Source organism: Pseudomonas putida S13.1.2 (genome assembly GCF_000498395.2).
GTDB classification, from domain to species: Bacteria; Pseudomonadota; Gammaproteobacteria; order Pseudomonadales; family Pseudomonadaceae; genus Aquipseudomonas; species Aquipseudomonas putida_Q.
Genome location: NZ_CP010979.1, coordinates 4,023,356 through 4,049,079 on the forward strand (window position 1 = coordinate 4,023,356; position 25,724 = coordinate 4,049,079).

The 25,724-nt window shown below is 63.0% G+C and carries 25 protein-coding genes; 2 read left to right on the plus strand and 23 right to left on the minus strand.

Features of this window, described 5'->3' with window-relative positions; genetic code table 11:
• Positions 1–69: 69 nt before the first annotated feature.
• A complete protein-coding gene (locus N805_RS17825) occupies positions 70–819 on the minus strand; it encodes a tetratricopeptide repeat protein (RefSeq protein WP_019472664.1) in 750 nt (249 codons plus the stop codon).
• A 3-nt stretch (positions 820–822) separates the two neighbouring features.
• Positions 823–1,503, minus strand: a complete 681-nt coding sequence (locus N805_RS17830) for a Fe2+-dependent dioxygenase (protein ID WP_019472663.1) — start codon at positions 1,501–1,503, stop codon at positions 823–825.
• Positions 1,504–1,724: 221 nt separating this feature from the next.
• On the opposite strand from N805_RS17830, the gene N805_RS17835 reads away from it, so the two are divergent.
• Positions 1,725–4,016, plus strand: coding sequence for a TonB-dependent receptor (locus N805_RS17835; RefSeq protein WP_019472662.1), 2,292 nt, complete (start codon positions 1,725–1,727; stop codon positions 4,014–4,016).
• A 258-nt stretch (positions 4,017–4,274) separates the two neighbouring features.
• Complete coding sequence (locus tag N805_RS17840) at positions 4,275–6,830, plus strand: PepSY domain-containing protein (protein ID WP_026034599.1); 2,556 nt, start codon at positions 4,275–4,277, stop codon at positions 6,828–6,830.
• A 128-nt stretch (positions 6,831–6,958) separates the two neighbouring features.
• Here N805_RS17840 and N805_RS17845 read toward each other — a convergent pair whose 3' ends face one another.
• From N805_RS17845 to trmJ, 21 genes are all read right to left on the minus strand, one after another.
• Positions 6,959–7,750 (minus strand): amidohydrolase, encoded by a 792-nt coding sequence (locus N805_RS17845; RefSeq protein ID WP_019472660.1) that lies wholly within the window; start codon positions 7,748–7,750, stop codon positions 6,959–6,961.
• Positions 7,738–8,886, minus strand: coding sequence for a pyridoxal phosphate-dependent aminotransferase (locus N805_RS17850; protein WP_019472659.1), 1,149 nt, complete (start codon positions 8,884–8,886; stop codon positions 7,738–7,740). Before N805_RS17850 ends, N805_RS17845 begins: the two co-directional genes overlap by 13 nt.
• A 210-nt stretch (positions 8,887–9,096) precedes the next feature.
• Entirely contained in the window at positions 9,097–10,560 is a 1,464-nt protein-coding gene (gene der / locus N805_RS17855) for a ribosome biogenesis GTPase Der (RefSeq protein WP_019472658.1), read from the minus strand.
• Between the two features lie 116 nt (positions 10,561–10,676).
• Positions 10,677–11,819: an outer membrane protein assembly factor BamB gene (gene bamB / locus N805_RS17860; protein WP_019472657.1), complete on the minus strand. Its 1,143-nt coding sequence runs from the start codon at positions 11,817–11,819 to the stop codon at positions 10,677–10,679.
• Positions 11,820–12,461, minus strand: a complete 642-nt coding sequence (locus N805_RS17865; RefSeq protein ID WP_016501391.1) for a tetratricopeptide repeat protein — start codon at positions 12,459–12,461, stop codon at positions 11,820–11,822.
• 39 nt (positions 12,462–12,500) lie between these two features.
• A complete protein-coding gene (hisS, locus tag N805_RS17870; RefSeq protein ID WP_019472656.1) occupies positions 12,501–13,790 on the minus strand; it encodes a histidine--tRNA ligase in 1,290 nt (429 codons plus the stop codon).
• A 25-nt stretch (positions 13,791–13,815) separates the two neighbouring features.
• Positions 13,816–14,925: a flavodoxin-dependent (E)-4-hydroxy-3-methylbut-2-enyl-diphosphate synthase gene (gene ispG / locus N805_RS17875; protein ID WP_016501393.1), complete on the minus strand. Its 1,110-nt coding sequence runs from the start codon at positions 14,923–14,925 to the stop codon at positions 13,816–13,818.
• 3 nt (positions 14,926–14,928) lie between these two features.
• The gene (locus N805_RS17880; protein ID WP_019472655.1) at positions 14,929–15,951 is read right to left on the minus strand and encodes a RodZ domain-containing protein; all 1,023 of its coding nucleotides are present in this window, start codon (positions 15,949–15,951) and stop codon (positions 14,929–14,931) included.
• Positions 15,948–16,709 carry a type IV pilus biogenesis/stability protein PilW gene (pilW, locus tag N805_RS17885; protein WP_019472654.1) on the minus strand — a complete coding sequence of 254 codons (762 nt, stop codon included), beginning with the start codon at positions 16,707–16,709 and terminating at the stop codon, positions 15,948–15,950. The genes N805_RS17880 and pilW overlap by 4 nt, the downstream gene beginning before the upstream one ends.
• Positions 16,710–16,723: 14 nt before the next feature.
• On the minus strand, positions 16,724–17,869 hold the full coding sequence (gene rlmN, locus N805_RS17890) for a 23S rRNA (adenine(2503)-C(2))-methyltransferase RlmN (protein ID WP_016484976.1): 1,146 nt from the start codon (positions 17,867–17,869) through the stop codon (positions 16,724–16,726).
• 28 nt (positions 17,870–17,897) lie between these two features.
• Positions 17,898–18,323, minus strand: coding sequence for a nucleoside-diphosphate kinase (ndk, locus tag N805_RS17895; protein WP_012316140.1), 426 nt, complete (start codon positions 18,321–18,323; stop codon positions 17,898–17,900).
• Positions 18,324–18,411: 88 nt separating this feature from the next.
• Entirely contained in the window at positions 18,412–18,612 is a 201-nt protein-coding gene (gene iscX, locus N805_RS17900; RefSeq protein ID WP_003248529.1) for a Fe-S cluster assembly protein IscX, read from the minus strand.
• A gap of 10 nt (positions 18,613–18,622) precedes the next feature.
• On the minus strand, positions 18,623–18,964 hold the full coding sequence (fdx, locus tag N805_RS17905; RefSeq protein ID WP_019472653.1) for an ISC system 2Fe-2S type ferredoxin: 342 nt from the start codon (positions 18,962–18,964) through the stop codon (positions 18,623–18,625).
• A 3-nt stretch (positions 18,965–18,967) separates the two neighbouring features.
• Positions 18,968–20,830 (minus strand): Fe-S protein assembly chaperone HscA, encoded by a 1,863-nt coding sequence (hscA, locus tag N805_RS17910; RefSeq protein WP_019472652.1) that lies wholly within the window; start codon positions 20,828–20,830, stop codon positions 18,968–18,970.
• A 42-nt stretch (positions 20,831–20,872) separates the two neighbouring features.
• Positions 20,873–21,394, minus strand: coding sequence for a co-chaperone HscB (hscB, locus tag N805_RS17915; protein ID WP_019472651.1), 522 nt, complete (start codon positions 21,392–21,394; stop codon positions 20,873–20,875).
• An 8-nt stretch (positions 21,395–21,402) separates the two neighbouring features.
• Positions 21,403–21,726 carry an iron-sulfur cluster assembly protein IscA gene (gene iscA / locus N805_RS17920; protein ID WP_019472650.1) on the minus strand — a complete coding sequence of 108 codons (324 nt, stop codon included), beginning with the start codon at positions 21,724–21,726 and terminating at the stop codon, positions 21,403–21,405.
• A gap of 28 nt (positions 21,727–21,754) precedes the next feature.
• Positions 21,755–22,141, minus strand: coding sequence for a Fe-S cluster assembly scaffold IscU (gene iscU / locus N805_RS17925; RefSeq protein ID WP_003248539.1), 387 nt, complete (start codon positions 22,139–22,141; stop codon positions 21,755–21,757).
• A gap of 46 nt (positions 22,142–22,187) precedes the next feature.
• Positions 22,188–23,402, minus strand: a complete 1,215-nt coding sequence (locus N805_RS17930; protein ID WP_019472649.1) for an IscS subfamily cysteine desulfurase — start codon at positions 23,400–23,402, stop codon at positions 22,188–22,190.
• 46 nt (positions 23,403–23,448) lie between these two features.
• Positions 23,449–23,940 (minus strand): Fe-S cluster assembly transcriptional regulator IscR, encoded by a 492-nt coding sequence (gene iscR / locus N805_RS17935; protein WP_008092572.1) that lies wholly within the window; start codon positions 23,938–23,940, stop codon positions 23,449–23,451.
• A gap of 179 nt (positions 23,941–24,119) precedes the next feature.
• Positions 24,120–24,905, minus strand: a complete 786-nt coding sequence (gene cysE, locus N805_RS17940; protein ID WP_016501401.1) for a serine O-acetyltransferase — start codon at positions 24,903–24,905, stop codon at positions 24,120–24,122.
• A gap of 3 nt (positions 24,906–24,908) precedes the next feature.
• Positions 24,909–25,664: a tRNA (cytosine(32)/uridine(32)-2'-O)-methyltransferase TrmJ gene (gene trmJ, locus N805_RS17945; RefSeq protein WP_026034598.1), complete on the minus strand. Its 756-nt coding sequence runs from the start codon at positions 25,662–25,664 to the stop codon at positions 24,909–24,911.
• Between the last annotated feature and the right edge of the window lie 60 nt (positions 25,665–25,724).

Below are 25,724 nucleotides of genomic sequence, written 5' to 3' on the forward strand. Positions count from 1 at the left end.
GCTTCCATCAGGCCCAGCGTAGTACCTGTGGGAGCGGGCAAGCCCGCGAAGAGGCCAGCACAGGCAACTTCAATCCCCGCGCCGTTCGATCTCTTCGGCATACCGCGCCGCAAAGGCCATCAACACCGGCCCTGCACCCTGCAAGGTTACCAACGCAGCACGCAGGAAATTCATGTTCCCCTCAACCCGCGCCCGCTCCAGCCACTGCCCTGCTTCGGCCAGCTGCCCGCGCTCGACCAGCACCAGCCCCAGGCTGAACATCCCTCGGAAATCCCCCGCCTCGGCCGAGCGCCGATACCAGCGCACCGCCCGCGCCGGGCTGGGCGCCGTGGCAATGCCCTGCTCCAGGTAACGCCCATACAGGTTCATCGACTTGGCATGCCCCAGCTGCGCAGCCTTCTCGTAACACATCAGTGCCTGTGCCTGGTTGACCGGCACCCCGCGCCCGGTGGCCAGCAGGTTGCCCAGGTTGTACAGGCCCCAGTCAAGCCCGGCGTCGGCCGCACGCGCATAATGAATGGCCGCCTGCTCCAGGCTCGGCTCACCACCCCAACCATGCTCCAGGCAACGACCGAGCATGTTGTGCGCCATGGCACTGCCGCCCTGTGCGGCGATGCCAAACCAACGCCGGGCCACGGTGGCATCCTCTTCGATGCCGCGCCCATCCAGCAGTATCTGCCCCAGCAGCAACTGCGCCTCGACCGTGCCCTGCCCCGCCGCTGCCAGGATTGCCTGGGCGGCCTTGCCAGGGCTTTCCTCGAGCATGGCCTGCAAGCCGGCTACATCCACCACTTCCTCACGTCGCAACTGATAGGACACGGTTCAGACCTCAGCCCAGCGGCGTAGTAGGTTGTGGTAGGTGCCGGTCAGCTGCAGCAGCGAGGGGTGCTCGGGTACATCGGCAGTCAGTTGCTGGATGGCGTTGTCCATCTCGAACAGCAGCGCCCGCTGGCTGTCCTCGCGCACCAGGCTCTGGGTCCAGAAGAACGCAGCATAACGCTGGCCTCGGGTCACCGGGTTGACCTTGTGCAGGCTGGTGCCGGGGTACAGCACCAGGTCACCGGCAGCCAGCTTGACCTGCTGCACGCCGTAGGTGTCCTGAATCACCAGTTCACCGCCGTCGTAGCTGTCCGGGTCGCTGAGGAACAGTGTCGAAGACAGGTCGGTACGTACCCGCTCCGGGCTGCCCTTGGGCTGGCGCAGGGCGTTATCGATGTGAAAGCCGAAATTGCCGCCCTCGCGGTAGCAGTTGATCAACGGCGGGAACACCTTGTGCGGCAAGGCCGCCGACATGAAGCGCGGGGTTTTCCACAGGCGGTCGATCAGCGCCGTGCCAATTTCCTTGGCCAACGGGTGCCCTTCCGGCAACTGCAGGTTGTGTTTGGCCTTGGCCGACTGGTAGCCGGCAGTCACCTTGCCATCGGCCCAGTCGGCCTGCTCCAGCGCCTCGCGGATACGGGCCAGCTCGTCTGCGTCGAACAGGCCTGGGATGTGAAGCAGCATGGCGGCAGCACCGTTAGGAAATGTAAAGGCGCCAATGATATTGATTCCCTTTTGCGCTACACAAGCCTTTTCGCCGCTTAAGACGTTTCAGCTTGATGAAACCGTAAAGGCCAAATGTAAAGATTGTAAATTCTTCACGAATGGTAACGACTCTCAATTGTTAGTCACAATTGCTTACATTAAGATCCGCCGCCTCAACACCTTGGGGAAGGTCCTTAGCAATGCGCCAGTACGTACCATCTGCAGTGAGTTCGCCACGCCTGATCGTATCCGCCATCGGCGTCGCGCTTAGCGCCACATCGGTGTATGCCGCCGACCCGGCCGCCAATAGCGCGATCACCCTCGACGCGACCAGCGTCAACGGCAAGGCTGAACAGGCCAGCACCGATTACAAAGTCGAGAAGGCCGCCTCGCAGAAGTACACCGCGCCGCTGGTAGACACCCCGCGCTCGGTCACCGTCATCCCGCAGCAAGTGATCAAGGACACCAACGCCTTGACCCTGCAGGACGCCCTGCGCACGGTGCCAGGCATCACCTTCGGCGCCGGCGAAGGCGGCAACCCGCAAGGCGACCGCCCGTTCATCCGCGGCTTTGACGCCCAAGGCGATACTTACCTGGACGGCGTGCGTGACACTGGCGCGCAAACCCGCGAAATCTTCGCCATCGAGTCGGTAGAAGTGGCCAAGGGCCCGAACTCCGCCATCGGTGGCCGTGGTGCTGCGGGCGGTACCATCAACCTGGTGAGCAAGCGTGCGCACCTGGGCAACTCGCTGGACGGCGCCTGGACCTGGGGCAGTGACCAGACCCAGCGCTACACCTTCGATGGCAACTACCAGTTCAGCGATACCGTTGCCGGCCGCCTGAACCTGATGACCCACGAAAGCAACGTCGCCGGCCGCGACAAGGTCAACTACGACCGTTGGGGTATCGCCCCGTCGCTGGCCTTCGGCCTGGGCACACCGACCCGCGTCAACCTCGACTACTACCACCTGGAAAGCGACGACCTTCCGGATTCGGGCATCCCGTACACCATCCCGACCAACGGCAGCGGCGGGCGCACCTCGGCACACCCGAGCAAGCCGAATGACGGCGGCGACAGCGACAACTTCTATGGCCTGACCGGCCGTGACTTCCGCAAGAGCCGTGTAGACATCGCCACCTTCGCGATCGAGCACGACCTGACCGACTCGCTAACCATCAAGAATACCCTGCGTCACGGCAACAGCATGCAGGACTACATCCTGACCCAGCCTGACGACAGCAAGGGCAACGTCAACAACGGCAGCGTCTGGCGCCGTGCCAACAGCCGCGTTGGCAACACCGCCACCACCACCAACCAGACCGACCTGTTCGGCGAGTTCTACGTCGGCGGCATGAAAAACAGCTTCTCCACCGGTATCGAGCTGAGCCGTGAAGAGAGCGACCGTTCGTCCTACACCGTCGACACAGACACCGTGCCTGGCGGCGCCGCCAACACCAACTGCACCCCCGGCATGATCGGCGCCACCAGCGGCTACAACTGCACCTCGCTGAGCAACCCGAACCCGGATGACCCGTGGAACGGTGCCATCTCGCGCAACTACGCCGGCACTACCACCAACAGCAAGACCCGTGCGCTGTACGTGTTCGACACGCTGGAGCTGACCCCCGAGTGGCTGGTCAACATGGGCCTGCGCTACGATCACTTCGACACCGACTACAAGACCTACAACGCTGCTGGCACCACCACCGCCAAAGGCAAGGATGTCAGCGAATTCGTGACTGGCCAGCTGGGCCTGGTATGGAAACCGGCCGAAAACGGCAGCATCTACGTGTCCTACGCCACCTCTGCAACACCACCAGGCTCGATGCTCGGCGAAGGTACAGAAGGCAACCCGCTGGGTGGCACCCCGGACCGTAACGGCAACCTGCTGGCCAGCGACATGGAGCCAGAGGAAACCACCAACTACGAAATCGGCACCAAGTGGGACCTGCTCGACCAGCGCCTGTCGCTGACCGCGGCGCTGTTCCGCACCGAGAAGGAAAACGCCCGGGTCCAGGTGGACACCACCACCTACGAAAACGTCGGCGAAACCCGCGTACAAGGCATCGAACTGTCGGCCAGCGGCAAGATCACCGACAAGTGGCAGGTATTCGCCGGCTACACCTACATGCAGGCCCGCCAGATCGACGGCGGCCCGCTGGGCAAGGCCAACGATGGCAACCAGCTACCGAACACGCCTAATAACAGCGCCAGCCTGTGGACGACCTACTCGATCACGCCAAAGCTGACCGTGGGTGGCGGTGCGTTCTACGTGGATGACGTGTACGGCAGCGTGGCCAACACCACCATGGTCGACAGCTACGTACGCTACGACGCCATGGCCGCCTACAAGCTGACCAAGAACGTCGACCTGCAACTGAACGTGCAGAACCTGACCAACGAGGTGTACTACGACAAGGCCTTCTCCACCCACTTCGCCAACCAGGCGGCCGGGCGGACTGCACTGTTGACCACCAGCGTGCACTTCTGATGTCGGGATTGGGCTGATCCGCTAGAAAGGCTGCTCCTGTAGCGGCCTCTTCGCGGGCTCGCCCGCTCCCACAGGGCCACCACCACCTTCACATCCTGTGGTGTATCTGTGGGAGCGGGCAAGCCCGCGAAGAGGCCAGCACAAGCTTCCACTAAAAGAAGCCCACCCCTGCCCCGTTCATTCCCGTGAGCGGGGCTTTTGCGTATCAAGGCATAATGCACGCCGCGCAGTCTGCGGCAGCAACACAAGGTGATCGATGTGGTGAAGAAGACGCTGTTCCAATTGCACTGGTTCTTTGGCATCACCGCTGGCCTGGTGCTGGCCTTGATGGGCATCACCGGGGCCCTGTACTCGTTCCAGGAAGAACTGCTGCGCGCGTTCAATGCCGATGTGCTCAAGGTCGAAGTGCGCGCCGAGGGCGTACTGCCGCCGGCCGAGCTGGTGCAACGGGTCGAGGCCCAGCAACACGACAAGGTGTCGATGCTGTGGGTTGACGTGCGTGAAGGCAACGCCGCACGCATCTTCTTCACGCCAGCTCCGGGCGAGCGCCGTGGCGAGCTGCGCTATGCCGACCCTTATACGGGCGAACTCAAAGGTGAAGTGGCCGGGCAAGGCTTCTTCAACCTCATGCTCAACCTGCACCGCTTCCTGGCCATGGGCAACACCGGCCGGCAGATCACCGGCGCCTGCACCCTGATGCTGGTGTTCTTCTGCCTGTCCGGCCTGTACCTGCGCTGGCCGCGCAAGGCGCTGGACTGGCGCACCTGGCTGACCTTCGACTGGGCGAAAAAAGGCCGTGCCTTCAACTGGGACCTGCATGCAGTGGCCGGTACCTGGTGCCTGCTGTTCTATCTTCTGTTCGCCCTGACCGGCCTGTTCTGGTCCTATGAGTGGTACCGCGAAGGCCTGAACAAGCTGCTGGCCGACGCGCCGGCAGCCGGCCAGCAACAAAAACGCGGCGAAGGCCGTGGCCGCCACGGGCCGCAGAAAGTCGACAAGAACGCCCCGCCGCTGGTGGTCGACTACGACGCCATCTGGGCCAACCTCAAGGACGCCGCAGGCCCAGGCCTTGCCGCCTACAACCTGCGCCTGCCACCGGTTGGCGGCCAGCCGGCCAACCTGTTCTACCTGCTGGACAACGCCGATCACCCGCGCGCCTTCAACACCCTGGAACTGGACCCGGCCACCGGCCAGGTTAAAAGGCACGACCGCTACTCCGACAAATCCTTCAAGGCCCAGCTGCTGCAGAGCGTCTACGCCCTGCACGTGGGCGAATACTTCGGCCTGCCGGGGCGCATCATCGTCACCATCGCCAGCTTGACCATGCCGCTGTTCTTCGTCACGGGCTGGCTGCTGTACCTCGACCGCCGCCGCAAGAAGCGCCAGGTCCGCGCAGCCCGTGGCAACGTTGCCAGCAGCAACGCCAGCGACGACAGCTGGCTGATCGGCTTTGCCAGCCAGAGCGGCTTTGCCGAACAACTGGCCTGGCAAAGTGCTGGCCAGTTGCAGGCAGCCGGCTTGCCGGTGCAGGTACGCGCGCTGGCCGAACTGCGTGAAGACGACCTGCGCCAGGCCCGCCGTGCGTTGTTCGTGGTCAGTACCTTTGGCGACGGCGAAGCACCCGACAGCGCCCGCGCCTTCGAGCGCAAGGTGCTCGGCCAGCCCTGGGCGCTGAACAACCTCAACTATGCCCTGCTCGCGCTCGGCGACCGCCAGTACCCGCACTTCTGCGGCTTCGCCCGCCGCCTGCAGGCGTGGCTGGGTGAGCGCGGTGCCAGCAGTGCATTCAGCCCGGTGGAGGTGGACAACGCCGACCAGGCCGCTCTACAGCAGTGGCAACAGGAGCTGGCGCAACTGACCGGCGCCCAGCCAGTGGCCGCCTGGCAACCGCCTAGCTTTGGCAACTGGTCACTGGTGCGTCGCGAACTGCTCAACCCGGGCAGCCAGGGCCAGCCGGTGTACTTGCTTGGCCTGCTGGCTGAAGAGCCTGCCAGTTGGGAAGCCGGCGACCTGGTTGAAATACTGCCGCTCAATGGGCAACCACGGATCGACGCGTTCCTCAAGGGCATGGCGCTGGACCCCAGCGCCCGGGTACACGTGAATGGCCTGGGCGAAACACTTGCCCAAGCCCTCGCTGGGCGCCAGTTGCCGGCGCGCCGTGATCACCTGATCGGCTTGCAGCCGCAAGCGCTGGTCGACGCGCTGGTGCCGATCGGCAGCCGCGAATACTCCATCGCCTCCATCGCCAGTGATGGCGCGCTGGAGCTGATCGTGCGCCAGGAGCGCCATAGCGATGGCAACCTGGGCCTGGGCTCCGGCTGGCTCACCGAATACCTGCCACTGAACGGCACGCTGAGCTTGCGCCTGCGGCGCAACAGCGGCTTCCACCTGCCGGAGACCGCAGCACCGATGATCCTGATCGGTAACGGCACCGGCCTGGCCGGCCTGCGCAGCCTGATCCGCGCACGGGTGAATGCTGGCGAACAGCGCAACTGGCTGCTGTTTGGCGAGCGTAACCGGGCGCATGACCTGCTGTGTGGTGACGAGCTGCAAGGCTGGCTTGAGCGTGGCGACCTGGCACGCCTGGACCTGGCGTTTTCGCGGGATCAGGCCGAGAAAGTGTATGTGCAGGATGTGTTGCTGCAGCAAGCCGAGGAATTCAAGCGCTGGGTGGCGGATGGCGCCTGCGTGTATGTCTGCGGCAGCCTGCAGGGGATGGCTGCGGGGGTGGATGCGGCGCTCAACGGCATGCTTGGGGAAGCGGCTGTGCAGCAGTTGATCGAGGATGGGCGGTATCGGCGGGATGTGTACTGATATCTATTGATTTAACCAGCGCCGGCCTCTTCGCGGGTAAACCCGCTCCCACAGGATCATCACAGATTACGAAGACTGTGCAGTACCTGTGGGAGCGGGTTTACCCGCGAAGAGGCCGGTACAGGCTGTCAGTGGAGTTCGAAGGTATCGGCATCCAGGTTGGCCGGGAACTTGGCCCGGTACGCCGCCAGTTCCGGCGCACTCAACACGGCTGTAAACACCCCGTCTGCCTCGCCTGCACTAAGCAGGCTCTCGCCCTGGAAGTCCAGCACCTGGCTGTCGCCCGAATAGGCAAAGCCCTTGCCGTCCGTGCCCACCCGGTTCACTGCCGCCACATAGCACAGGTTCTCGATGCCCCGCGCCGGCAACAGGCGGTTCCAGTGTTGGCGGCGCGCAGCCGGCCAGTTGGCGGTGTACAGCAGCAGGTCAGTGTCCTGGGCGTCACGGCTCCACACCGGGAAGCGCAGGTCATAGCAGATCAACGGGCGAATCCGCCAGCCCTTGAGCTCGAACTGCACCTGGCGTTCGCCTGGGGTGTAGTGCTTGTGCTCACCGGCCATGCGGAACAAGTGGCGCTTGTCGTAGTGCAATATCTCGCCGTCCGGCCGGGCCCACAACAGGCGGTTGCGGTGGCTGCCATCGGCGGCCTGGATGATCACGCTGCCGGTAATCACCGCGTTGCACTTCTTCGCCTGGGCCTTGAGCCATTTGTAGGTCGGGCCGTTTTCCGGCTCGGCCAGGCTTTCGGACTGCATCGAGAAGCCGGTGGTGAACATTTCTGGCAGGATCACCAGGTCCACCTCCCCCACCTGCTCCAGCAGCACCTCGAAGTGTGCATAGTTGGCCTCGCGGTCGTGCCAGGCCAGGGTCGTTTGCACCAGGGCGACTTTCAGGTTGGGCAGTGTGCTCAGATCGCGCATAGTCGTTCCGCTGCCTGACGCAGCGTCTCCTCACGTTTGGCAAAGCACAGGCGTACCAGGCGTTGCTCGGGGATGGGTTGCTGGTAGAACACCGATACCGGGATGCTCGCCACGCCGTGCTCGCGGGTGAGCCATAGCGACATGTCGATATCGTTCAGGTCCGGGCGGATCTGCGAGTAGTCCACCAGCTGGAAATAAGTGCCCGCCGTGCGGGTAAAGTCGAAGCGTGAGCCTTCCAGCAATCCGCAGAACAGGTCGCGCTTGGCCTGGTAGAAAGCCGGCAGTTCATCGATATGCTCAGGGTGCTCGGCCATGAAGTCGGCCAGGGCGCACTGCAGCGGCGTCACGCCACAGAAGTTGACGTACTGATGCACCTTGCGCAGCTCTGCACTCAACGCCGGCGGCGCGATCACATAGCCGGTCTTCCAGCCGGTCACGTGGTAGGTCTTGCCGAACGAACTGACCACAAAGGCACGTTGATACAACTGCTCGTGGGCCAGCACGCTGGCGTGGCGAACACCGTCGTAAACCAGATGCTCGTAGACCTCATCGCTGACCAGGTAGATATCGCGGTCAGCAATCAGCGTTGCCAACTGCTCAAGGTCTTCGCGAGTGATCAGAGCGCCACTGGGGTTGTGCGGCGAATTGAGGATGACCATGCGGGTGCGCGGGCTCAGGGCATCGCTGAACTTCTGCCAGTCGATACGGAAGTCGCCGTCGCTCAGCTGCACATGCACGCAGCGGCCACCGGCCAGTTCCACCGACGGCTCGTAGCTGTCGTAGCACGGGTCGAAGACAATGACCTCGTCACCGGCGTGGACCACCGCCTGGATGGCACAGAAGATCGCCTCGGTGGCACCGGGGGTGATGGTCACTTCCTGGTCGGCATCCACCTGTGCGCCATACAGCCGCGCCACCTTGGCCGCCACCTGCTGGCGCAAAGCCGGCAGACCGGTCATTGGCGAATACTGGTTGTGCCCGGCAGCCACATGCCGGCCCACTGCATCGAGCAGGGCCTGCGGGCCGTTGAAATCAGGGAAACCCTGGGACAGGTTGAGCGCGCCAGTCTGCACGGCGAGCTGGGACATGGTGGTGAAGATGGTCGTGCCGACATTCGGCAGTTTGCTGCGGATCATGGAGCCCTCTTTCCTGGGGTGTATCCGGCACGGGGTGGAGTCCGAGCATAGCGGATCAAGCAGTCAGGAAAAAGGTTGAAACAATAGCGGGATTGCTTTGGATCAAAGGGCCTCTTCGGGGTGAACCCGCTCCCACAGGTGCTGCACAATATTCAAAATCTGTGGAGGACCTGTGGGAGCGGGCAAGCCCGCGAAGAAGCTGATGCGGAATCAGCGCTTGTCGCGGCGCTTCTTCTCGGCCTTCTTGTGGTGCGACATCAAGCGGCGCTTCTTGTTGACCTGGCGGTCGGTGAGGGTGTTCTTCTTGCCCTCGTACGGGTTCTCACCACCCTTGTACTCGATGCGGATCGGCGTACCGACCAGCTTCAGCACACGGCGGTAGGTGTTTTCCAGGTAACGCGAGTACGACTTGGGAATGCTCTCGGTCTGGTTGCCGTGGATCACGATCAGCGGCGGGTTGGCACCACCGAGGTGGGCATAGCGCAGCTTGATGCGGCGGCCGTTGACCAGCGGTGGCTGGTGCTCGCTGACAGCATCTTCGAGGATCTGCGTCAGGCGGCTGGTTGGCCAGCGGGTCACAGCCGAGGTGAACGCGGCCTGCACCGACTTGTACAGGTTGCCCACACCGGTGCCGTGCAAGGCGGAGATGAAGTGGATATCGGCGAAGTCAACGAAGAACAGCCGGCGCTCCAGTTCGGTCTTCACGTAGGCGCGCTCACCCGGCTCCATGCCATCCCACTTGTTCAGCGCGATGACGATGGCGCGGCCGGCCTCGAGGGCGAAGCCCAGCAGGTTCAGGTCATGGTCGACCACCCCTTCACGGGCGTCCATCACGAAGATGACGACGTTGGCGTCTTTGATCGCCTGCAGCGTCTTGACCACCGAGAACTTCTCGACTTCCTCGTGGATCTTGCCGCGCTTACGCACCCCGGCGGTGTCGATGAAGGTGTACTTGTCACCATCACGCTCGAACGGGATGTAGATACTGTCACGGGTAGTACCCGGCTCGTCGTAGACCACCACACGCTCTTCGCCGAGCATGCGGTTGACCAGGGTCGACTTGCCGACGTTCGGGCGGCCGATGATGGCGATCTTGATGCCATCCTTCTCGCTCGGGCCAGGAATGCGCACGGCCTCCTCGCCTTCGGCGACGTCCTGGTCGAGGGCTTCTTCCTCGGCATCACGCGGCAGGTGGCCAAGCACGGCTTCCATCAGGGCGCTGATACCACGGCCCTGGGAGCCTGCCACCGGAATGGCGTTGCCCATGCCCATCGGCGAGAACTCGGCGCGCGCAACATCAGGGTCGATGTTGTCGATCTTGTTGGCGACCAGAATCGCCGACTTGTTACGCTTGCGCAGGTGCTCGGCAATCATCTGGTCGGCGGCGGTCATACCGGCGCGGGCATCGACCAGGAACAGCACGTAGTCGGCTTCTTCGATGGCCATGAGCGACTGCTCGGCCATTTTTTCGTCCATGCCCACTTCGTCACCGGTAATACCGCCGGTGTCGATCAGGATGAACGAACGACCCTGCCAGCTGGCATCACCATACTGGCGGTCACGGGTCAGGCCCGACAGGTCACCCACGATGGCATCGCGGGTTTTGGTCAGGCGGTTGAACATGGTGGATTTGCCGACGTTCGGGCGGCCCACCAGGGCAATTACGGGAACCATCGGCTCTCCACTCTCGAATTCTTGAAAATGCAAAGGCCGCTGCAAGGCAGCGGCCGGAGTTTGGGCGGCGTTTCCTACGCCGCGGCTTGAAACCCGCCAAGGCTTCAAGCATAGCTTCAGCGGATGGTCAGTGCCTCGAGCTTGCCGCTGTTGCCGAAGACATAGATGGTGTCGCCGACCACAAGTGGGCGGGCGCGCAGGCCATCGCTGTCGATACGCTCACGGCCGACGAAGCGGCCATCCACCTGGCTCAGCAGGTGCAGGTAACCTTCAAAGTCACCCACAGCCACGTAGCTGCTGAACACTTCAGGCGCGGTCAACTGGCGGCGAGCCATGCTGTCGTTGCTCCACAAGGCACTGGAAGAGCGCTCATCCACGCCTTCCACGGTACCTGAGGCTTCACTGACGTAGACGTTACCGAAGCCCTGGGCGACACCCACATAGCTGGAAGCATCGCGCTGCCACAGCTCGCGGCCGCTTTCCAGGTCCAGGCCCGCTACACGGCCCTGGTAGGTGCTGACATACAGGGTACCACCAGACAGCAGCAAGCCGCCGTCGATATCAACCACACGGTCCAGCTCGGAACGGCCCTTAGGGATGGCCACGCGGCTTTCCCACACCGGCACACCGTTGTTGATGTCTACCGCGACCACCTTGCCGGTGGACAGGCCGGCGACGGCCAGGCGGTTGGTGGCGATCGGTGCACCGGTGCCACGCAGGGTCAGCACGGCCGGGGAGTTCTCGTAGATCCAGCGGCGGTCGCCAGTGGTGGCGTCCAGGCCGATCAGGCGGTCGTCCTGGGTCTGCACCACGACCACGTCACCGTTGTTGGCAGGCGGGGCCAGCACTTCGCTGGTCACGCGCGAGCGCCAACGCTCTTCACCGGTGCTGGAGTCCAGGGCGATGACTTCACCCTTGAGGGTGCCGAGCATGACCAGGCCGTAGCCCACGCCAACCGCGCCGGAAACCTGCAGCTCCAGGTCCTTCTTCCACACCACGTCACCGGTGATGCGGTCGAGGGCGAAGACTTCGCCATTGACGTCGGAGGCGTAGATACGGTCGTTCTCGATAGCCGGTACCAGGGTGTTGTAGGTCTCACCCTGGCCGTCACCGATCGAACGGCTCCACTGCTTCTTCAGCACCACTTCCTCGGTGAACTTGGTCAGCTCGGCCGGGGGCAGTTCCTTCTTGCTGTTGCTGCTGCAACCGGCGGCCAGTACGGCCAGGGTCAGCACTGCTGCATGTTTCCAACCGATCACTTACGCGTCCCCTTTAGCCAGGTCATCCAGCTTCAATTGCAGGCCACCGACCGCCGCCTCATCGGACAGCGCAGCCTTGGCTTTTTCGTAAGCGCTGTGCGCGTCGTCGGCGCGGCCCAGCTGTACCAGCAGGTCACCCTTCAACTCTTCACGGCTGGCCAGGAAGGCTTTGTCGGCGTCGCCGTCGAGCAGCTTGAGGGCATCCTCGGCCTTGTTCTGGGCTGCCAGCACGCGTGCCAGACGCTGGCGCGAAATCTCGCCCAGGGTCACGTCGGCCGGCTTGTCCAGCACGCCTTTGAGCTCGGCAGCGGCGTCGTCGAGCTTGCCGCTCTCGACCGCGACCTTGGCCACGAACAGGCTGCCGTACTGGGCATAGGCGGTACCGCCAAACTCGCTCTTGAGCTTGCCGGCCAGTTCCGCAACCTTGGTGGCGTCTGGCTGGCCAGTCGGCGTCAGGCTGGTTTCAAGCAACGCCTGATACAGCTGCGAGGCACCTTGCGACTGGTTGTTCTGGTATTTGTGCCAGGTATTCCAGCCCAACACCACAACGCCCGCCAGCAATGCGCCAGTCAGCAGCGGCTTGCCGTTGCGGTTCCACCAGTCCTTGACCCCTGCCAGGTCATCATCATCGGTACTCGACACCCCAATACTCCTTTTCGCCTATTCGCTTGTTGAACCGCGTTACGCTTGCGCGATCGCGGTTTCCAGGTGCTCTGCAAGAGCATCCCAGGCAATGTTCTGTTGTTCGCCCTGGCCACGCAGCGGCTTGAAGCCGATTTCTTGCCTGGCCAGTTCCTCGTCACCGAGGATCAGGGCGAACAGCGCCCCGCTCTTGTCGGCTTTCTTGAACTGGCTCTTGAAGCTGCCACCGCCCGCGTTCACCGCCAGGCGCAGGCCCGGCAAGCGGTCGCGCAGGGTTTCGGACAGGCGCAGGCCAGCCAGCTCGGCCTGCTCGCCAAAGGCGCACAGGTAAACGTCGATCTGGCGGTTGATGGACGCCGGCACTTTGCCCAGGGTTTCCAGCAGCAGGATCAGGCGCTCGATACCCATGGCGAAACCGACGCCAGTGGTCGGCTTGCCGCCCATTTGCTCGACCAGGCCGTCGTAGCGGCCACCGGCGCACACGGTGCCCTGGGCGCCGAGCTTGTCGGTGACCCACTCGAATACGGTCTTGCTGTAGTAGTCCAGGCCACGCACCAGCTTGGTATTGATCACGAACGGAATGCCGGCGGCGTCCAGGCGAGCCTTGAGGCCCTCGAAGTGCACGCGCGAGGCTTCGTCCAGGTAATCTTCCAGCTTCGGCGCACCCACCAGCACCGCCTGGGTGTTCTGGTCCTTGCTGTCGAGGATGCGCAGCGGGTTGCTCTTCAGGCGGCGCTGGCTGTCTTCGTCCAGTTGCTCCAGGCGCGCCGAGAGGAACTCGACCAGCGCGTCACGGTAGCGCGCGCGGGCTTCGCTGGTACCCAGGCTGTTGAGCTCCAGCTTGACCGCGTCCTGGATGCCCAGCAGGCCCCACAGGCGCCAGGTCAGCATGATCAGCTCGGCATCGATGTCCGGGCCATCCAGGTTGAACACTTCCACGCCAATCTGGTGGAACTGGCGGTAGCGGCCCTTTTGTGGGCGCTCGTGGCGGAACATCTGGCCGATGTACCACAGTTTTTGCACCTGGCCGTTGCCGGTGATGCCATGCTCCAGCACGGCACGGACGCAAGCGGCGGTGCCTTCGGGACGCAGGGTCAGCGAATCGCCGTTACGGTCCTCGAAGGTGTACATCTCTTTTTCGACGATGTCGGTCACTTCACCGATCGAGCGCTTGAACAGCTCGGTGAACTCGACGATCGGCGTGCGGATCTGGCTGTACCCGTAGGTGTCCAGCAGACCGGCCACGGTGCCTTCGAAGTAGCGCCACAGTGGCGACTGTTCTGGCAGGATGTCGTTCATGCCACGGATGGCTTGCAGCGATTTGCTCACGAAAAGTCCTTACGAATTCTGTGTGTCAGCCACGGGCGATCAGCGCCGCGTCGGCTTCGACCTTTTCGGCCGCTTTCTGACGGATGAGCCTTTCCAGCTCATCGACCAGGTTGTCATTGGTCAGTTTCTGCGCCGGCTTGCCGTCGATGTAGATCAGGTTCGGCGTGCCGCCGGTCAACCCCACATGGGCTTCCTTGGCTTCACCGGGGCCGTTGACCACACAACCGATCACCGCCACGTCCAGCGGCACCAGCAGGTCTTCCAGGCGCCCTTCCAGCTCGTTCATGGTCTTGACCACATCGAAGTTCTGCCGCGAGCAGCTCGGGCAGGCGATGAAGTTGATGCCACGCGAACGCAGGTGCAGCGACTTGAGGATGTCGTAGCCGACTTTCACTTCTTCGACCGGGTCGGCCGCCAGCGAGATCCGGATGGTATCGCCGATGCCCTCGGCCAGCAGCATACCGAGGCCGACGGCGGATTTCACCGTCCCCGAACGCAGGCCCCCGGCTTCGGTGATACCCAGGTGCAGCGGCTGCACGATCTGCTTGGCCAGCAGGCGGTAGGCTTCGACGGCCATGAACACGTCGGAGGCCTTGACGCTGACCTTGAAGTCCTGGAAGTCCAGGCGGTCCAGATGCTCGACGTGGCGCAGGGCCGACTCGACCAGCGCCGCCGGGGTCGGTTCGCCGTACTTCTTCTGCAGGTCCTTTTCCAGAGAACCGGCGTTAACGCCGATACGGATCGGGATACCACGGTCGCGGGCAGCGTCGACCACGGCGCGTACACGGTCTTCGCGGCCGATGTTGCCCGGGTTGATACGCAGGCAATCGACGCCCAGTTCGGCCACGCGCAGGGCGATCTTGTAGTCGAAGTGGATGTCGGCGACCAGCGGCACGCTGACCAGTTGCTTGATCTTGCCAAACGCCTCGGCCGCGTCCATGTCCGGCACCGAAACCCGCACGATGTCCACGCCGGCATCGACCAGGCGCTGGATTTGCGCCACGGTGGCGGCGACATCGTTGGTGTCGGTGTTGGTCATGCTCTGCACCGCGATAGGTGCATCACCACCCACCGGCACATTGCCGACCCAGATTTTGCGGGATTCGCGACGTTTGATCGGAGATTCGCCGTGCATGACTTACTGTCCCAACTTCAGGCGAGCAGTCTCGCCACTGGTGAACGGGGCAACATCGACGGCCTGGCCGTTGTAGCTGACCTGGGCGCCACGGGCAAAGCCCAGACGCACCGCGAACGGCGGCTTGCCGGTCAGCTCGAGGTTGTCCCCCTTGCGCTTGACGGCGCTGAACAGCACCTTGCCGTTGCCATCGGAGACCTGGGTCCAGCAATCGGCGGTGAACTGGATGGCGACCTTGGCGCTGCCTGCCGGTACTGCGGCTGGCTCGGCAGCGGCCACGGCGGCTGCAGGTGCTACAGGCGCGACGGCGGCCGGTGCAGGGGTAGCCGGTGCTGCCGGAGCAGGCGCTACGCTGGCTGCAGGTTGCACAGGCACCTGCTGGGCGGGTGCTGCGGCAGCCGTTGGCGCCGGGTTTGCCGGAGCCTGTTCTGCGGCCGCGGCAGGCTGCTCGGCAGTGCCATGCTCCAGTGCCAGCGGCGCGCTTTCGGGCTGCTGGCCTGCGGTAACAGCCTGGTCTTCAGGCTCGTCGAGCGGGTGAATCTGGGTGGTGCCGTCGGCGCTTTCGACTTCGACGTGCTCCAGGGCCATCTTGGCCAGGTCCTTGCCACGCAGGCTGCCCTGGTCCTGCCACCAGACGAAGCCACCGCCGACCACGGCCACCAGCAACAGCAGGCTGACGCCGCGCAGAATATTGTGCGACAGGCGTACTGGCTCTTCGATACGCCCCAGCGAGTGCACATCGCTGCCTTTGGCGTGGGTACCGGTGTAGCGGTCGAAGGCTTCTACCAGGGTGGCCTGGTCAAGGTCCATCAACTTGGCATAGGCGCGGATATAGCCACGGGCGAAGGTGTGCCCGGGCAGCTTGTCGAAGGCGCCGGTTTCCACATGGTTCAACGAACTGACAGTGAGGTTGAGCTTGCGGGCCACCTCGGCTTGAGACCAGTCCCGTTTCTCACGGGCCAGGCGCAAAAGCTCACCGGGGTTCTGGCCAGGCGCTACTGCTACTTCGGGATGCGCGGCGTTCATCGTTGCTCCGACAGGTATTGCTGATATTCCGGCGTACCGGGATAAAGTCGTTGTAATTGCTGGCCCAGCTCGGCCAGTGTGCCCTGCTCGTCGAACACCCTGGCAAGGCGGCTACCCAGCAGCAGGCTACGGGCATCGTGGTCGCTCAACTGGCTGAAACGATCGTAGTAGTCCCGGGCCGGCACATAATGCCTGTTTTCGTAGGACAACTCAGCCATTTCCAGCAACGCTTTCGGTTGCCGCTGGTTGAGTTGCAACGCTTTGAGCAGATACGCGTGCGCCTGATCGCGGCGCTCAAGCTTCAGAGCCGTCAGGCCCAGGTTCTCGTACACGCGTGAGCGCTCAGGATACAGGGTATCGCTACTGGCCAGGCGAAACATCTGCTTGGCCTCGGCAAATCGCCCCTGAGCATAAAGGAAACTGCCGTAGTTGTTGCGGATTCGCGTATCGCCAGTGCGGGCCTGCAGGGCCTTGCGAAAGTGCGCTTCGGCCAGCAGCGGCTCACCTTCGGCCTGGAACACCAGCGCCAGGGCGGCGTGCGCGTCGGCATCACGGCTGTCCAGGGCCAGGGCCTTGCCCAGCGGCGCCTTGGCCTGCCCGGTCAAACCCTGTTGCAAATAACCCAGGCCAAGCTGCACATACGCCCGCCCCGCGTCCGCCCTGCCCTGGCGGCTGGCCAGGGGGTCGCCCGCGCCGCCCGACACGCAGCCGGCCAGCAGCAAAAGCGCAAGGATCGACAGCGCAGCGCGCAGGCTCATGGGCAAGGTCCCGGTCAGTGGCTGGCGGCGCTGTCTTGCAGCTCGACGTCCGCGGAAAGCTGGCGTACGGCGATGTAGCGCTCACTGCGACGGGTACGGTCATTGACCTGGCCGACCAGCTGGCCACAGGCGGCATCGATGTCTTCGCCACGGGTGGTACGGGTGGTGACGTTGAAGCCACCGTGGTGCAGCAGGTCCTGGAAGCGACGAATGGCGTTGTTGCTCGGCCGCTCGTAGCCCGAATGCGGGAACGGGTTGAACGGGATCAGGTTGATCTTGCACGGCACATCGCGCAGCAACTCGATCATTTGCGCGGCATGCTCAGGCTGGTCGTTGACGTCCTTGAGCAGGGTGTACTCGACGGTGAGCACACGCTTGCCACCCAGGGTGGACATGTAGCCCATGCACGACTCCAGCAACACTTTCAGCGGGTACTTCTTGTTGATCGGCACCAGCTTGTTGCGCAGTTCGTCGTTAGGTGCGTGCAGCGACAGGGCCAACGACACGTCGATGTGCTTGGCCAGTTCGTCGATCATCGGTACCACGCCCGAGGTGGACAGGGTGACGCGACGCTTGGAAATGCCATAGCCCAGGTCATCCATCATGATTTTCATGGCGGCGATGACGTTGTCGAAGTTCAGCAAGGGCTCGCCCATGCCCATCATGACCACGTTGGTAATAGCGCGGTCGACTTTGGCAGGAACGGTCCCGAAGGATTTGTTGGCAAGCCACACCTGGCCGATGACTTCGGCGGCAGTGAGGTTGCTGTTGAAGCCTTGCTTGCCGGTGGAGCAGAAGCTGCAGTCCAGGGCACAGCCGGCTTGCGACGATACGCACAGGGTGCCGCGGTCGTCGGTAGGAATATAGACGGTCTCGACGCAGCTGCCGGAGGCAACGCGGATCACCCATTTGCGGGTGCCGTCGGCGGAAATGTCTTCACTGACCACTTCCGGAGGGCGAATCTCGGCAACGGCCTCGAGCTTTTCGCGCAAGGCCTTGCCTACGTTGGTCATGGCCGCAAAGTCGGACACGCCAAAATGGTGAATCCATTTCATCACCTGGCCGGCACGGAAGCGCTTTTCCCCGATTGAGTCGAAGAACTGTTCCATTTCCGGCTGGGTCAGCCCCAACAGGTTGATTTTGCCAGTAGATGTCGTCATGGATTCACCCTCACCCGTAAGCTTTCGCTTAGCGAGTGGTTACCTCGGTAGCAGCGAAGAAGTAAGCGATTTCGCGAGCAGCAGCAGCTTCGGAGTCCGAACCGTGAACGGCGTTGGCGTCGATCGACTCGGCGAAGTCAGCACGGATGGTGCCGGCAGCAGCTTCTTTAGGGTTGGTAGCGCCCATCAGCTCACGGTTCAGAGCGATGGCGTTTTCGCCTTCCAGAACCTGAACAACAACCGGGCCGGAAGTCATGAAGGCAACCAGGTCACCGAAGAAGCCGCGCTCGCTGTGCTCAGCGTAGAAGCCTTCGGCTTCGGCTTTGGACAGTTGCTTGATTTTCGAGGCAACGATTTTCAGGCCGGCTTCTTCGAAGCGGGTAGTGATCTTGCCGATGACGTTTTTGGCAACTGCGTCAGGCTTGATGATCGAGAAAGTACGTTGAACAGCCATGGAAAACTCCAGAATATGAGTGTTACGAAAAATTAAACCCGCGAATTATACGCGGGTTTCAGGGGATTGCCTAACCTGCAAGTGACGCTTAGTCGGCTTCGTCGATCCAGGCAGCCTGGATTGCCTCGAGCACTTTCTCACCGCCGCGTGACGGATCGTCGCTGAATTCTGGCAATGCCAGCACCCAGCGGTGCAGGTCCACGAAATTCACATAACGAGGATCGACCTCAGGCTTGCTTTCTGCAAGCTGGATGGCGATCTCAAGTACATCAACCCATTTCAAGCTCATGTACAGGACCTCAGTGCGGTGCTTCGGCAGCGTGGTTGAGCGAATACTTGGGGATCTCGATGGTCAGGTCGGTATCACCCACGACCACCTGGCAGCCAAGGCGCGACTGCGGTTCCAGGCCCCATGCCTTGTCCAGCATGTCCTCTTCCAGCTCGTCGGCTTCTTCGAGCGAATCGAAGCCCTTGCGCACGATGCAGTGGCAAGTGGTGCAGGCCTTGACGCCGCCGCAGGCGCTTTCCATCTCGATGTGATGGTCGTGGGCCAGTTCCAGGATGTTGGTCCCGGGCTCGACCTCCACGGTCAGCCCTTCTGGGCAGAACTTCTCATGCGGCAGGAATGTCACCAGCGGCATCGGTTACTCCTCGATCTCATTCAGGTTGCGCCCGGCCAGTGCGGCTTTGACCGTCGAATCAAGGCGACGGGCGGCAAATGCGTCGGTCACCTGCGACAGACGCTTGGTCTGTTGCTCGATGGCTGCGCCACCGGTGCCGGCCAGCAAATCACGTAGTTCTTGCATCTGGAATGCAATGGCGTCGCGCTCGTCACTGCTGAGCAGGCGTTCACCGTCGGCGTCCAGGGCGCCCTGTACCGCTTCGAGCAGGCGCTCGCCGTCCACCTGGTGCTCACGCAACTGGCGGGCCTGCTTGTCGGAACCTGCGTGTTCGAAGGAATCCTTGAGCATGCGGGCGATTTCGCCGTCGGTCAGGCCGTAGGACGGCTTGACCTGAATGCTGGCTTCCACGCCCGAACCCAGTTCGCGGGCCGCAACGCTGAGCAAGCCGTCGGCATCCACCTGGAAGGTGACGCGAATTTTTGCAGCGCCGGCCACCATCGCCGGGATACCGCGCAGCTCGAAGCGCGCCAGCGAGCGGCAGTCGCTGATCAGCTCACGCTCGCCTTGCAGGACGTGGATCATCATGGCCGACTGGCCATCTTTATACGTGGTGAACTCCTGGGCACGCGCCACCGGAATGGTGGTGTTGCGCGGGATCACCTTTTCCATCAGCCCGCCCATGGTCTCAAGACCCAGCGACAGCGGAATGACATCAAGCAGCAACAACTCGCCACCTTCGCGGCGGTTGCCAGCCAGGGTGTCGGCCTGGATGGCGGCGCCAATGGCCACCACCTGGTCAGGGTCGATCGAGGTCATCGGGGCGCGGCCAAACAGCGCGCCCACGGCTTCACGCACACGCGGGACACGGGTAGAACCACCCACCATGACCACGGCACTGACTTCTTCAAGCTCGACGCCACTGTCGCGCACGGCGCGACGGCAGGCCTTGAGGCTGCGGGCAACCAATGGCTCGATCATGGCTTCGAAGGCAGTGCGGCTCAGATCGCCCTGCCAGCTGCCATGGCTGACGCTGACCACGTCGGTGTCGGTCAGGGCTTCCTTGGCGGCGCAGGCGGTTTGCAGCAACGCACGCTGGGTAGCCGGGTCCAGGTCGGACGACAGGCCAGCCTGTTCGATGATCCAGCCGGCAATGGCGTGGTCGAAATCGTCACCGCCCAGGGCAGTGTCGCCACCGGTAGCCAGCACTTCGAATACACCCGCAGTCAGGCGCAGGATGGAAATATCGAAGGTACCGCCGCCCAGGTCATAGATGGCCACCACGCCTTCGGCGTTCTGGTCCAGGCCATAGGCCACAGCTGCTGCGGTCGGCTCGTTGAGCAGGCGCAGCACGTTCAGGCCGGCCAGGCGCGCAGCGTCCTTGGTGGCCTGGCGCTGGGCGTCGTCGAAATAGGCCGGCACGGTAATCACCGCACCTACCAGCTCGCCACCCAGGGTCGCTTCGGCGCGTTCGCGCAGCACCTTGAGGATATCGGCGGACACTTCCACCGGGCTTTTCGGCCCCTGCACGGTGTCGATGAACGGCATGTGCGACTCACCACCGACAAAGCGGTACGGCAGCTGCTCGCCCAGTTGCTTGACGTCGGCCAGGCCGCGCCCCATCAGGCGCTTGACCGACAGCACGGTGTTCAGCGGGTCGCTGGAGGCGGCATCACGCGCAGCCTGCCCCACTTCGTTGCGCCCTTCGAGGTAGCGCACCGCGGACGGCAGAATGACGTTACCCTGCGCATCAGGCAGGGGCTCGCTACGGCCGCTGCGCAGTGCAGCAACCAGTGAGTTGGTGGTACCCAGGTCGATCCCCACCGCCAGGCGGCGCTGGTGCGGCTGAGGGCTTTGACCGGGTTCGGCAATCTGCAGTAGGGCCATGCTTATCTGAATACCTTAGGTGCCATCACGGGCAGCACCGGGTTAATCGTCGAGGCGCTCTTCCAGCTGGCGCACTTCTTGGGCGAGCTTGTCGAGGAACTGCATGCGGCGCATCAGGCGCTCGGCCTGGTCGCGCTCGCCTGGGGCGTCCCAGCAGGCGGCAAAGTCCTCGTTCAGTGTGTCCTGCGCGGCCTTCAGGCGCTTCTTGAACACAGCGACACCGTCAAGGTCGGCTTCGTCCTGCAGCTCTTCGAGCTCTTCACGCCACTGCATCTGCTGCAACAGGAACTGCGGGTCGTGGACCGTGACTTCCTGGGGCACTTCGTGGCCGCTGATGGCCAGCAAATAGCGGGCGCGACGCGGCGCACTACGCAGCGTCTGGTAGGCGTCGTTGAGGGCGGCGGACTTTTCCAGCGCTACGCGCTGCTCACGCTCGGAGGCGTCGGCAAAGCGATCGGGATGGACTTCGCGGGCCAGCTCGCGATAGCGAGTGGCCAGCTTGTCCAGATCCAGGCGGAAGCTTGGCTGGAGGTCAAACAATGCGTAATGACAAGGAGTACCCACAGCCAGCCTCAAACGTTGAAGCTTTCGCCGCAGCCACACTCACCGCGCACGTTGGGGTTGTTGAACTTGAAGCCTTCGTTCAACCCTTCCTTGACGAAATCCAGCTCGGTGCCGTCGAGGTAGACCAGGCTCTTGGGATCGATGATCACCTTCACGCCGTGGTTCTCGAACACCTGGTCTTCGCCCGCCAGTTCGTCGACGAACTCCAGCACGTAGGCCAGGCCCGAGCAACCGGTGGTGCGCACGCCCAGGCGAATGCCTTCACCTTTGCCGCGCCCTTCAAGGGAGCGGCGAATGTGGTTGGCGGCGGCTTCTGTCATGCTGATAGCCATCAGGACTCCTTACCTTGCAACAGGCGACTTAGATCAAGCCTTTCTTCTGCTTGTAATCGCGTACAGCTGCCTTGATGGCATCTTCAGCGAGTACCGAGCAGTGGATCTTGACCGGCGGCAACGCCAGTTCTTCGGCCAGCTGGGTGTTCTTGATGGTTTCGGCTTCGTCCAGGGTCTTGCCCTTCATCCACTCGGTGGCGAGGGAGCTGGAAGCGATGGCCGAACCGCAGCCGTAGGTCTTGAACTTGGCGTCTTCAATGACGCCCTGCTCGTTGACCTTGATCTGCAGGCGCATGACGTCGCCGCAAGCCGGGGCGCCGACCATGCCGGTGCCAACGTCCGGGTCTTCGGCATTCATCTTGCCGACGTTGCGCGGGTTTTCGTAGTGGTCGATGACCTTTTCACTGTATGCCATGGTGCAATTCCTTCCTCATCAGGGAGCCGCTCTTGCCGGCGACTGCTTAGTGGGCGGCCCACTCGATCTTGGAGATGTCAACGCCGTCTTTGTACATGTCCCACAGCGGCGACAGCTCACGCAGTTTGTTGACGGCCTCGCAGACTTTCTGCGCGGCGTAGTCGACTTCTTCTTCGGTGGTGAAGCGGCCGAAGGAGAAGCGGATCGAGCTGTGCGCCAGCTCGTCGTTGCGGCCCAGAGCGCGCAGTACGTACGACGGTTCGAGCGATGCGGAGGTGCAGGCCGAACCGGACGATACGGCGATGTCCTTCAGCGACATCAGCAGCGATTCGCCTTCGACGTAGTTGAAGCTCAGGTTAAGGTTGTGCGGCACGCGGGCGGTCTGGCTGCCGTTGACGTACAGCTCTTCAAGGTCCGAGACCTGCTCGAAGAAGCGGTCGCTCAGGGCCTTGATACGCACGTTTTCGGCGGCCATTTCCTGCTTGGCAATGGCGAACGCTTCGCCCATGCCGACAATCTGGTGGGTCGGCAGGGTGCCCGAACGCATACCGCGCTCATGGCCACCACCGTGAATGATGGCTTCAAGGCGTACACGCGGTTTGCGGCTGACGTACAGCGCGCCGATGCCTTTCGGGCCGTAGACCTTGTGCGCCGAGAACGACATCAGGTCGACTTTCAGCTTTTGCAGGTCGATTTCGACCTTGCCGGCCGACTGGGCGGCGTCGACATGGAACAGCACACCACGCGCACGGGTCAGTTCACCGATCGCAGCGATGTCGTTGATCGAGCCGACTTCGTTGTTAACGTGCATCAGCGAGACCAGGATGGTGTCGTCGCGCAGCACCGCTTCTACCATGGCCGGGGTGACGATGCCATCTTCGCCCGGTTCCAGGTAGGTAACTTCGAAACCTTCACGCTCCAGCTGGCGAGCGGTATCCAGGACCGCCTTGTGCTCGATCTTGGAGGTGATGATGTGCTTGCCCTTGGTCTGATAGAAGTGCGCAACGCCCTTGAGTGCGAGGTTGTCGGACTCGGTGGCACCGCTGGTCCAGACGATTTCGCGCGGATCGGCATTGATCAGTTCGGCAACCTGACGGCGACCGTTCTCGACCGCTTCCTCGGCTTTCCAGCCGAAGACGTGAGAGCGCGAGGCCGGGTTACCGAAGTTCCCGTCGACCAGCAGGCAGTCGGCCATTTTCTGGGCCACACGTGGGTCGACCGGGGTGGTCGCGGAGTAATCGAGGTAGATCGGCAACTTCATTTGTCTCTCCTATCAGGCGGTGGCGTCGCTCGTCGTCCCTGGGGGATCAATCGACGGCGGACGTCTCAATCTTGTCCAGCTGGGCGGTTCGGCCTGCGACACGACGCAGGTCCTGGCGCTGGGCAACTTCCTGCACCTCACGGCGCATGACGAGGTCGGCCAGGCTGATGCCGCTGAGGAATTCATGGATCTGCTGGCTGAGGTCGCACCACAGGTGGTGGGTCAGGCAGGTATCACCGGCATGGCAGTCCCCAAGCCCCTGGCAACGGGTAGCATCGACCGATTCGTTGACCGCATCGATGACCTGGGCCACCTGGATGGTTTCCATGCCCCGCGACAGCTGGTAGCCACCGCCTGGACCGCGCACGCTGGAGACCAGGCTGCTACGGCGCAGCTTGGCAAACAACTGTTCCAGATAAGAGAGGGATATGCCCTGGCGCTCGGAAATGTCGGCCAAAGACACCGGCCCATGCTGCGCGTGCAACGCCAGGTCAAGCATGGCAGTCACGGCGTATCGGCCTTTGGTAGTCAGTCGCATGGCTATTGGGTACCACGGGAGTTTCGGGATGTGTACGAGTATGCGATTCCCGAGCATTTAAGTCAACTATTAGACCTACTGCTTTAGTCGGGTTTGCATCGGGGAGGCGGGCGCGATTGTAGCAGACGAGGGGCGTGAGCACACGCCCCGTATGTCACCGTGGCTTCAGTGCGGCGCAATCAATGCGACTGAGTGTCGCGCTGGGCCACCTGGGCAACCTCGGTGAAATCATCTTCCGGCAGGGCCGGCAGCTCCTTGGCGCAGTAGTCGCTGCCCATCTTGGTCAGGGCGCCACACATGCCCTCCAACCGCTCGTCGACCGCCTGCAAATGGTCGAGCATCTGCCCGATGGCACGCGCAACCGGGTCGGGCATGTCGCCGCTGACACCGTAGGCATCGAAGCCGATCTTCTCGGCCATGGCCTTGCGCTTGGCCTCGACTTCGGTGTCCTCGCTCTTGACGATGATCCGCCCCGGGATACCCACCGCCGTAGCGCCGGCCGGCACGGCCTTGGTCACCACCGCATTGGAGCCGATCTTTGCCCCGGCGCCGACGGTGAACGGGCCCAGTACCTTGGCCCCCGCCCCCACCACCACGCCGTTTTCCAGGGTGGGGTGGCGCTTGCCTTTGTTCCAGCTGGTACCCCCCAGGGTCACACCCTGGTAAAGGGTGACGTCGTCGCCGATCTCGGCGGTTTCGCCGATGACGATGCCCATGCCGTGGTCAATGAAGAAGCGCCGGCCGATGGTGGCACCGGGATGGATCTCGATACCGGTCAGCCAGCGGCCGAAGTTGGACACCAGCCGGGCCAGCCACTTGAAATCACGCTTCCACAGGGCATTGCCCAGGCGGTGCAGCCAGATGGCATGCATGCCCGGGTAGCAGGTGAGCACCTCGAAGGCATTGCGCGCAGCCGGGTCACGGTGGAATACGCTTTGAATATCTTCACGCAGGCGTTCGAACATCTGTCAGTCCTTCCGTTTATGCGGCTCGCCCCGGACCACTTTCTGGGTCTCGGTGAGGATGCCGCGCAAAATGCTCATTTCCGTACGCTCGACCGCCACCCGCCCATACAGCCGGCGCAGGCGCGGCATCAGGTGCTTGGGTTTTTCGGGGTCGAGGAAGCCGATGCCCACCAGGGTTTTCTCCAGGTGGTCGTAGAACAGCTCCATTTCGTCCATTGTCGCCAGCTCGCTGGCGTCAACCTTCTCGACTTTGCCCGGCGCCTCACCGGCAGCCAGCGATGCCATGCGCACCTCGTAGGAGAGCACCTGCACAGCGGCCGCAAGGTTCAGCGAGCTGAAGTCGGGGTTGGAGGGAATGTGCACGTGGAAGTGACATCGCTGCAGTTCTTCGTTGGTCAGGCCGGCATGTTCGCGCCCGAAGACCAGGGCGATCTCTTCACCACCCTTGGCATGCTCCACCGCCTTGGCGCCGCACTCGCGCGGGCCAATCAACGGCCAGGGGATGCTGCGCTCGCGGGCGCTGGTACCCATCACCAGGTTACAGCCGACCAGCGCCTGTTCAAGGCTGTCGACCACCTGGGCGTTAGCCAGCACATCGTCGGCGCCCGAGGCACGAGCACTGGCTTCCAGGGCGGGGAATTCTTTCGGCTGCACCAGCACCAGGCGCGACAAGCCCATGTTTTTCATGGCACGCGCAGCGCCGCCGATGTTGCCGGGGTGGCTGGTATTGACCAGAACAACACGAATATTTTGCAGCAAGGTGTTGTGCTCACAGATGCAGGAATCAGGGCCTTCGATCTTACAGAACCGACAGACGTA

Excerpts from the sequence above, each read along its gene's own strand:
- fdx (WP_019472653.1), bottom strand. The coding sequence starts at position 18,964 with ATGCCGCTGGTGACATTCCTGCCGCATGAGAAGTTCTGCCCAGAAGGG.
- iscA (WP_019472650.1), bottom strand. The coding sequence starts at position 21,726 with ATGGCTATCAGCATGACAGAAGCCGCCGCCAACCACATTCGCCGCTCC.
- ispG (WP_016501393.1), bottom strand. The coding sequence starts at position 14,925 with ATGCACGGCGAATCTCCGATCAAACGTCGCGAATCCCGCAAAATCTGG.
- ndk (WP_012316140.1), bottom strand. The coding sequence starts at position 18,323 with ATGGCTGTTCAACGTACTTTCTCGATCATCAAGCCTGACGCAGTTGCC.
- iscX (WP_003248529.1), bottom strand. The coding sequence starts at position 18,612 with ATGAGCTTGAAATGGGTTGATGTACTTGAGATCGCCATCCAGCTTGCA.
- hscA (WP_019472652.1), bottom strand. The coding sequence starts at position 20,830 with ATGGCCCTACTGCAGATTGCCGAACCCGGTCAAAGCCCTCAGCCGCAC.
- N805_RS17845 (WP_019472660.1), bottom strand. The coding sequence starts at position 7,750 with ATGCGCGATCTGAGCACACTGCCCAACCTGAAAGTCGCCCTGGTGCAA.
- N805_RS17835 (WP_019472662.1), top strand. The coding sequence starts at position 1,725 with ATGCGCCAGTACGTACCATCTGCAGTGAGTTCGCCACGCCTGATCGTA.
- N805_RS17830 (WP_019472663.1), bottom strand. The coding sequence starts at position 1,503 with ATGCTGCTTCACATCCCAGGCCTGTTCGACGCAGACGAGCTGGCCCGT.
- N805_RS17850 (WP_019472659.1), bottom strand. The coding sequence starts at position 8,886 with ATGATCCGCAGCAAACTGCCGAATGTCGGCACGACCATCTTCACCACC.
- iscU (WP_003248539.1), bottom strand. The coding sequence starts at position 22,141 with ATGGCATACAGTGAAAAGGTCATCGACCACTACGAAAACCCGCGCAAC.
- cysE (WP_016501401.1), bottom strand. The coding sequence starts at position 24,905 with ATGTTCGAACGCCTGCGTGAAGATATTCAAAGCGTATTCCACCGTGAC.
- N805_RS17930 (WP_019472649.1), bottom strand. The coding sequence starts at position 23,402 with ATGAAGTTGCCGATCTACCTCGATTACTCCGCGACCACCCCGGTCGAC.
- der (WP_019472658.1), bottom strand. The coding sequence starts at position 10,560 with ATGGTTCCCGTAATTGCCCTGGTGGGCCGCCCGAACGTCGGCAAATCC.
- N805_RS17880 (WP_019472655.1), bottom strand. The coding sequence starts at position 15,951 with ATGAACGCCGCGCATCCCGAAGTAGCAGTAGCGCCTGGCCAGAACCCC.
- rlmN (WP_016484976.1), bottom strand. The coding sequence starts at position 17,869 with ATGACGACATCTACTGGCAAAATCAACCTGTTGGGGCTGACCCAGCCG.
- pilW (WP_019472654.1), bottom strand. The coding sequence starts at position 16,709 with ATGAGCCTGCGCGCTGCGCTGTCGATCCTTGCGCTTTTGCTGCTGGCC.
- iscR (WP_008092572.1), bottom strand. The coding sequence starts at position 23,940 with ATGCGACTGACTACCAAAGGCCGATACGCCGTGACTGCCATGCTTGAC.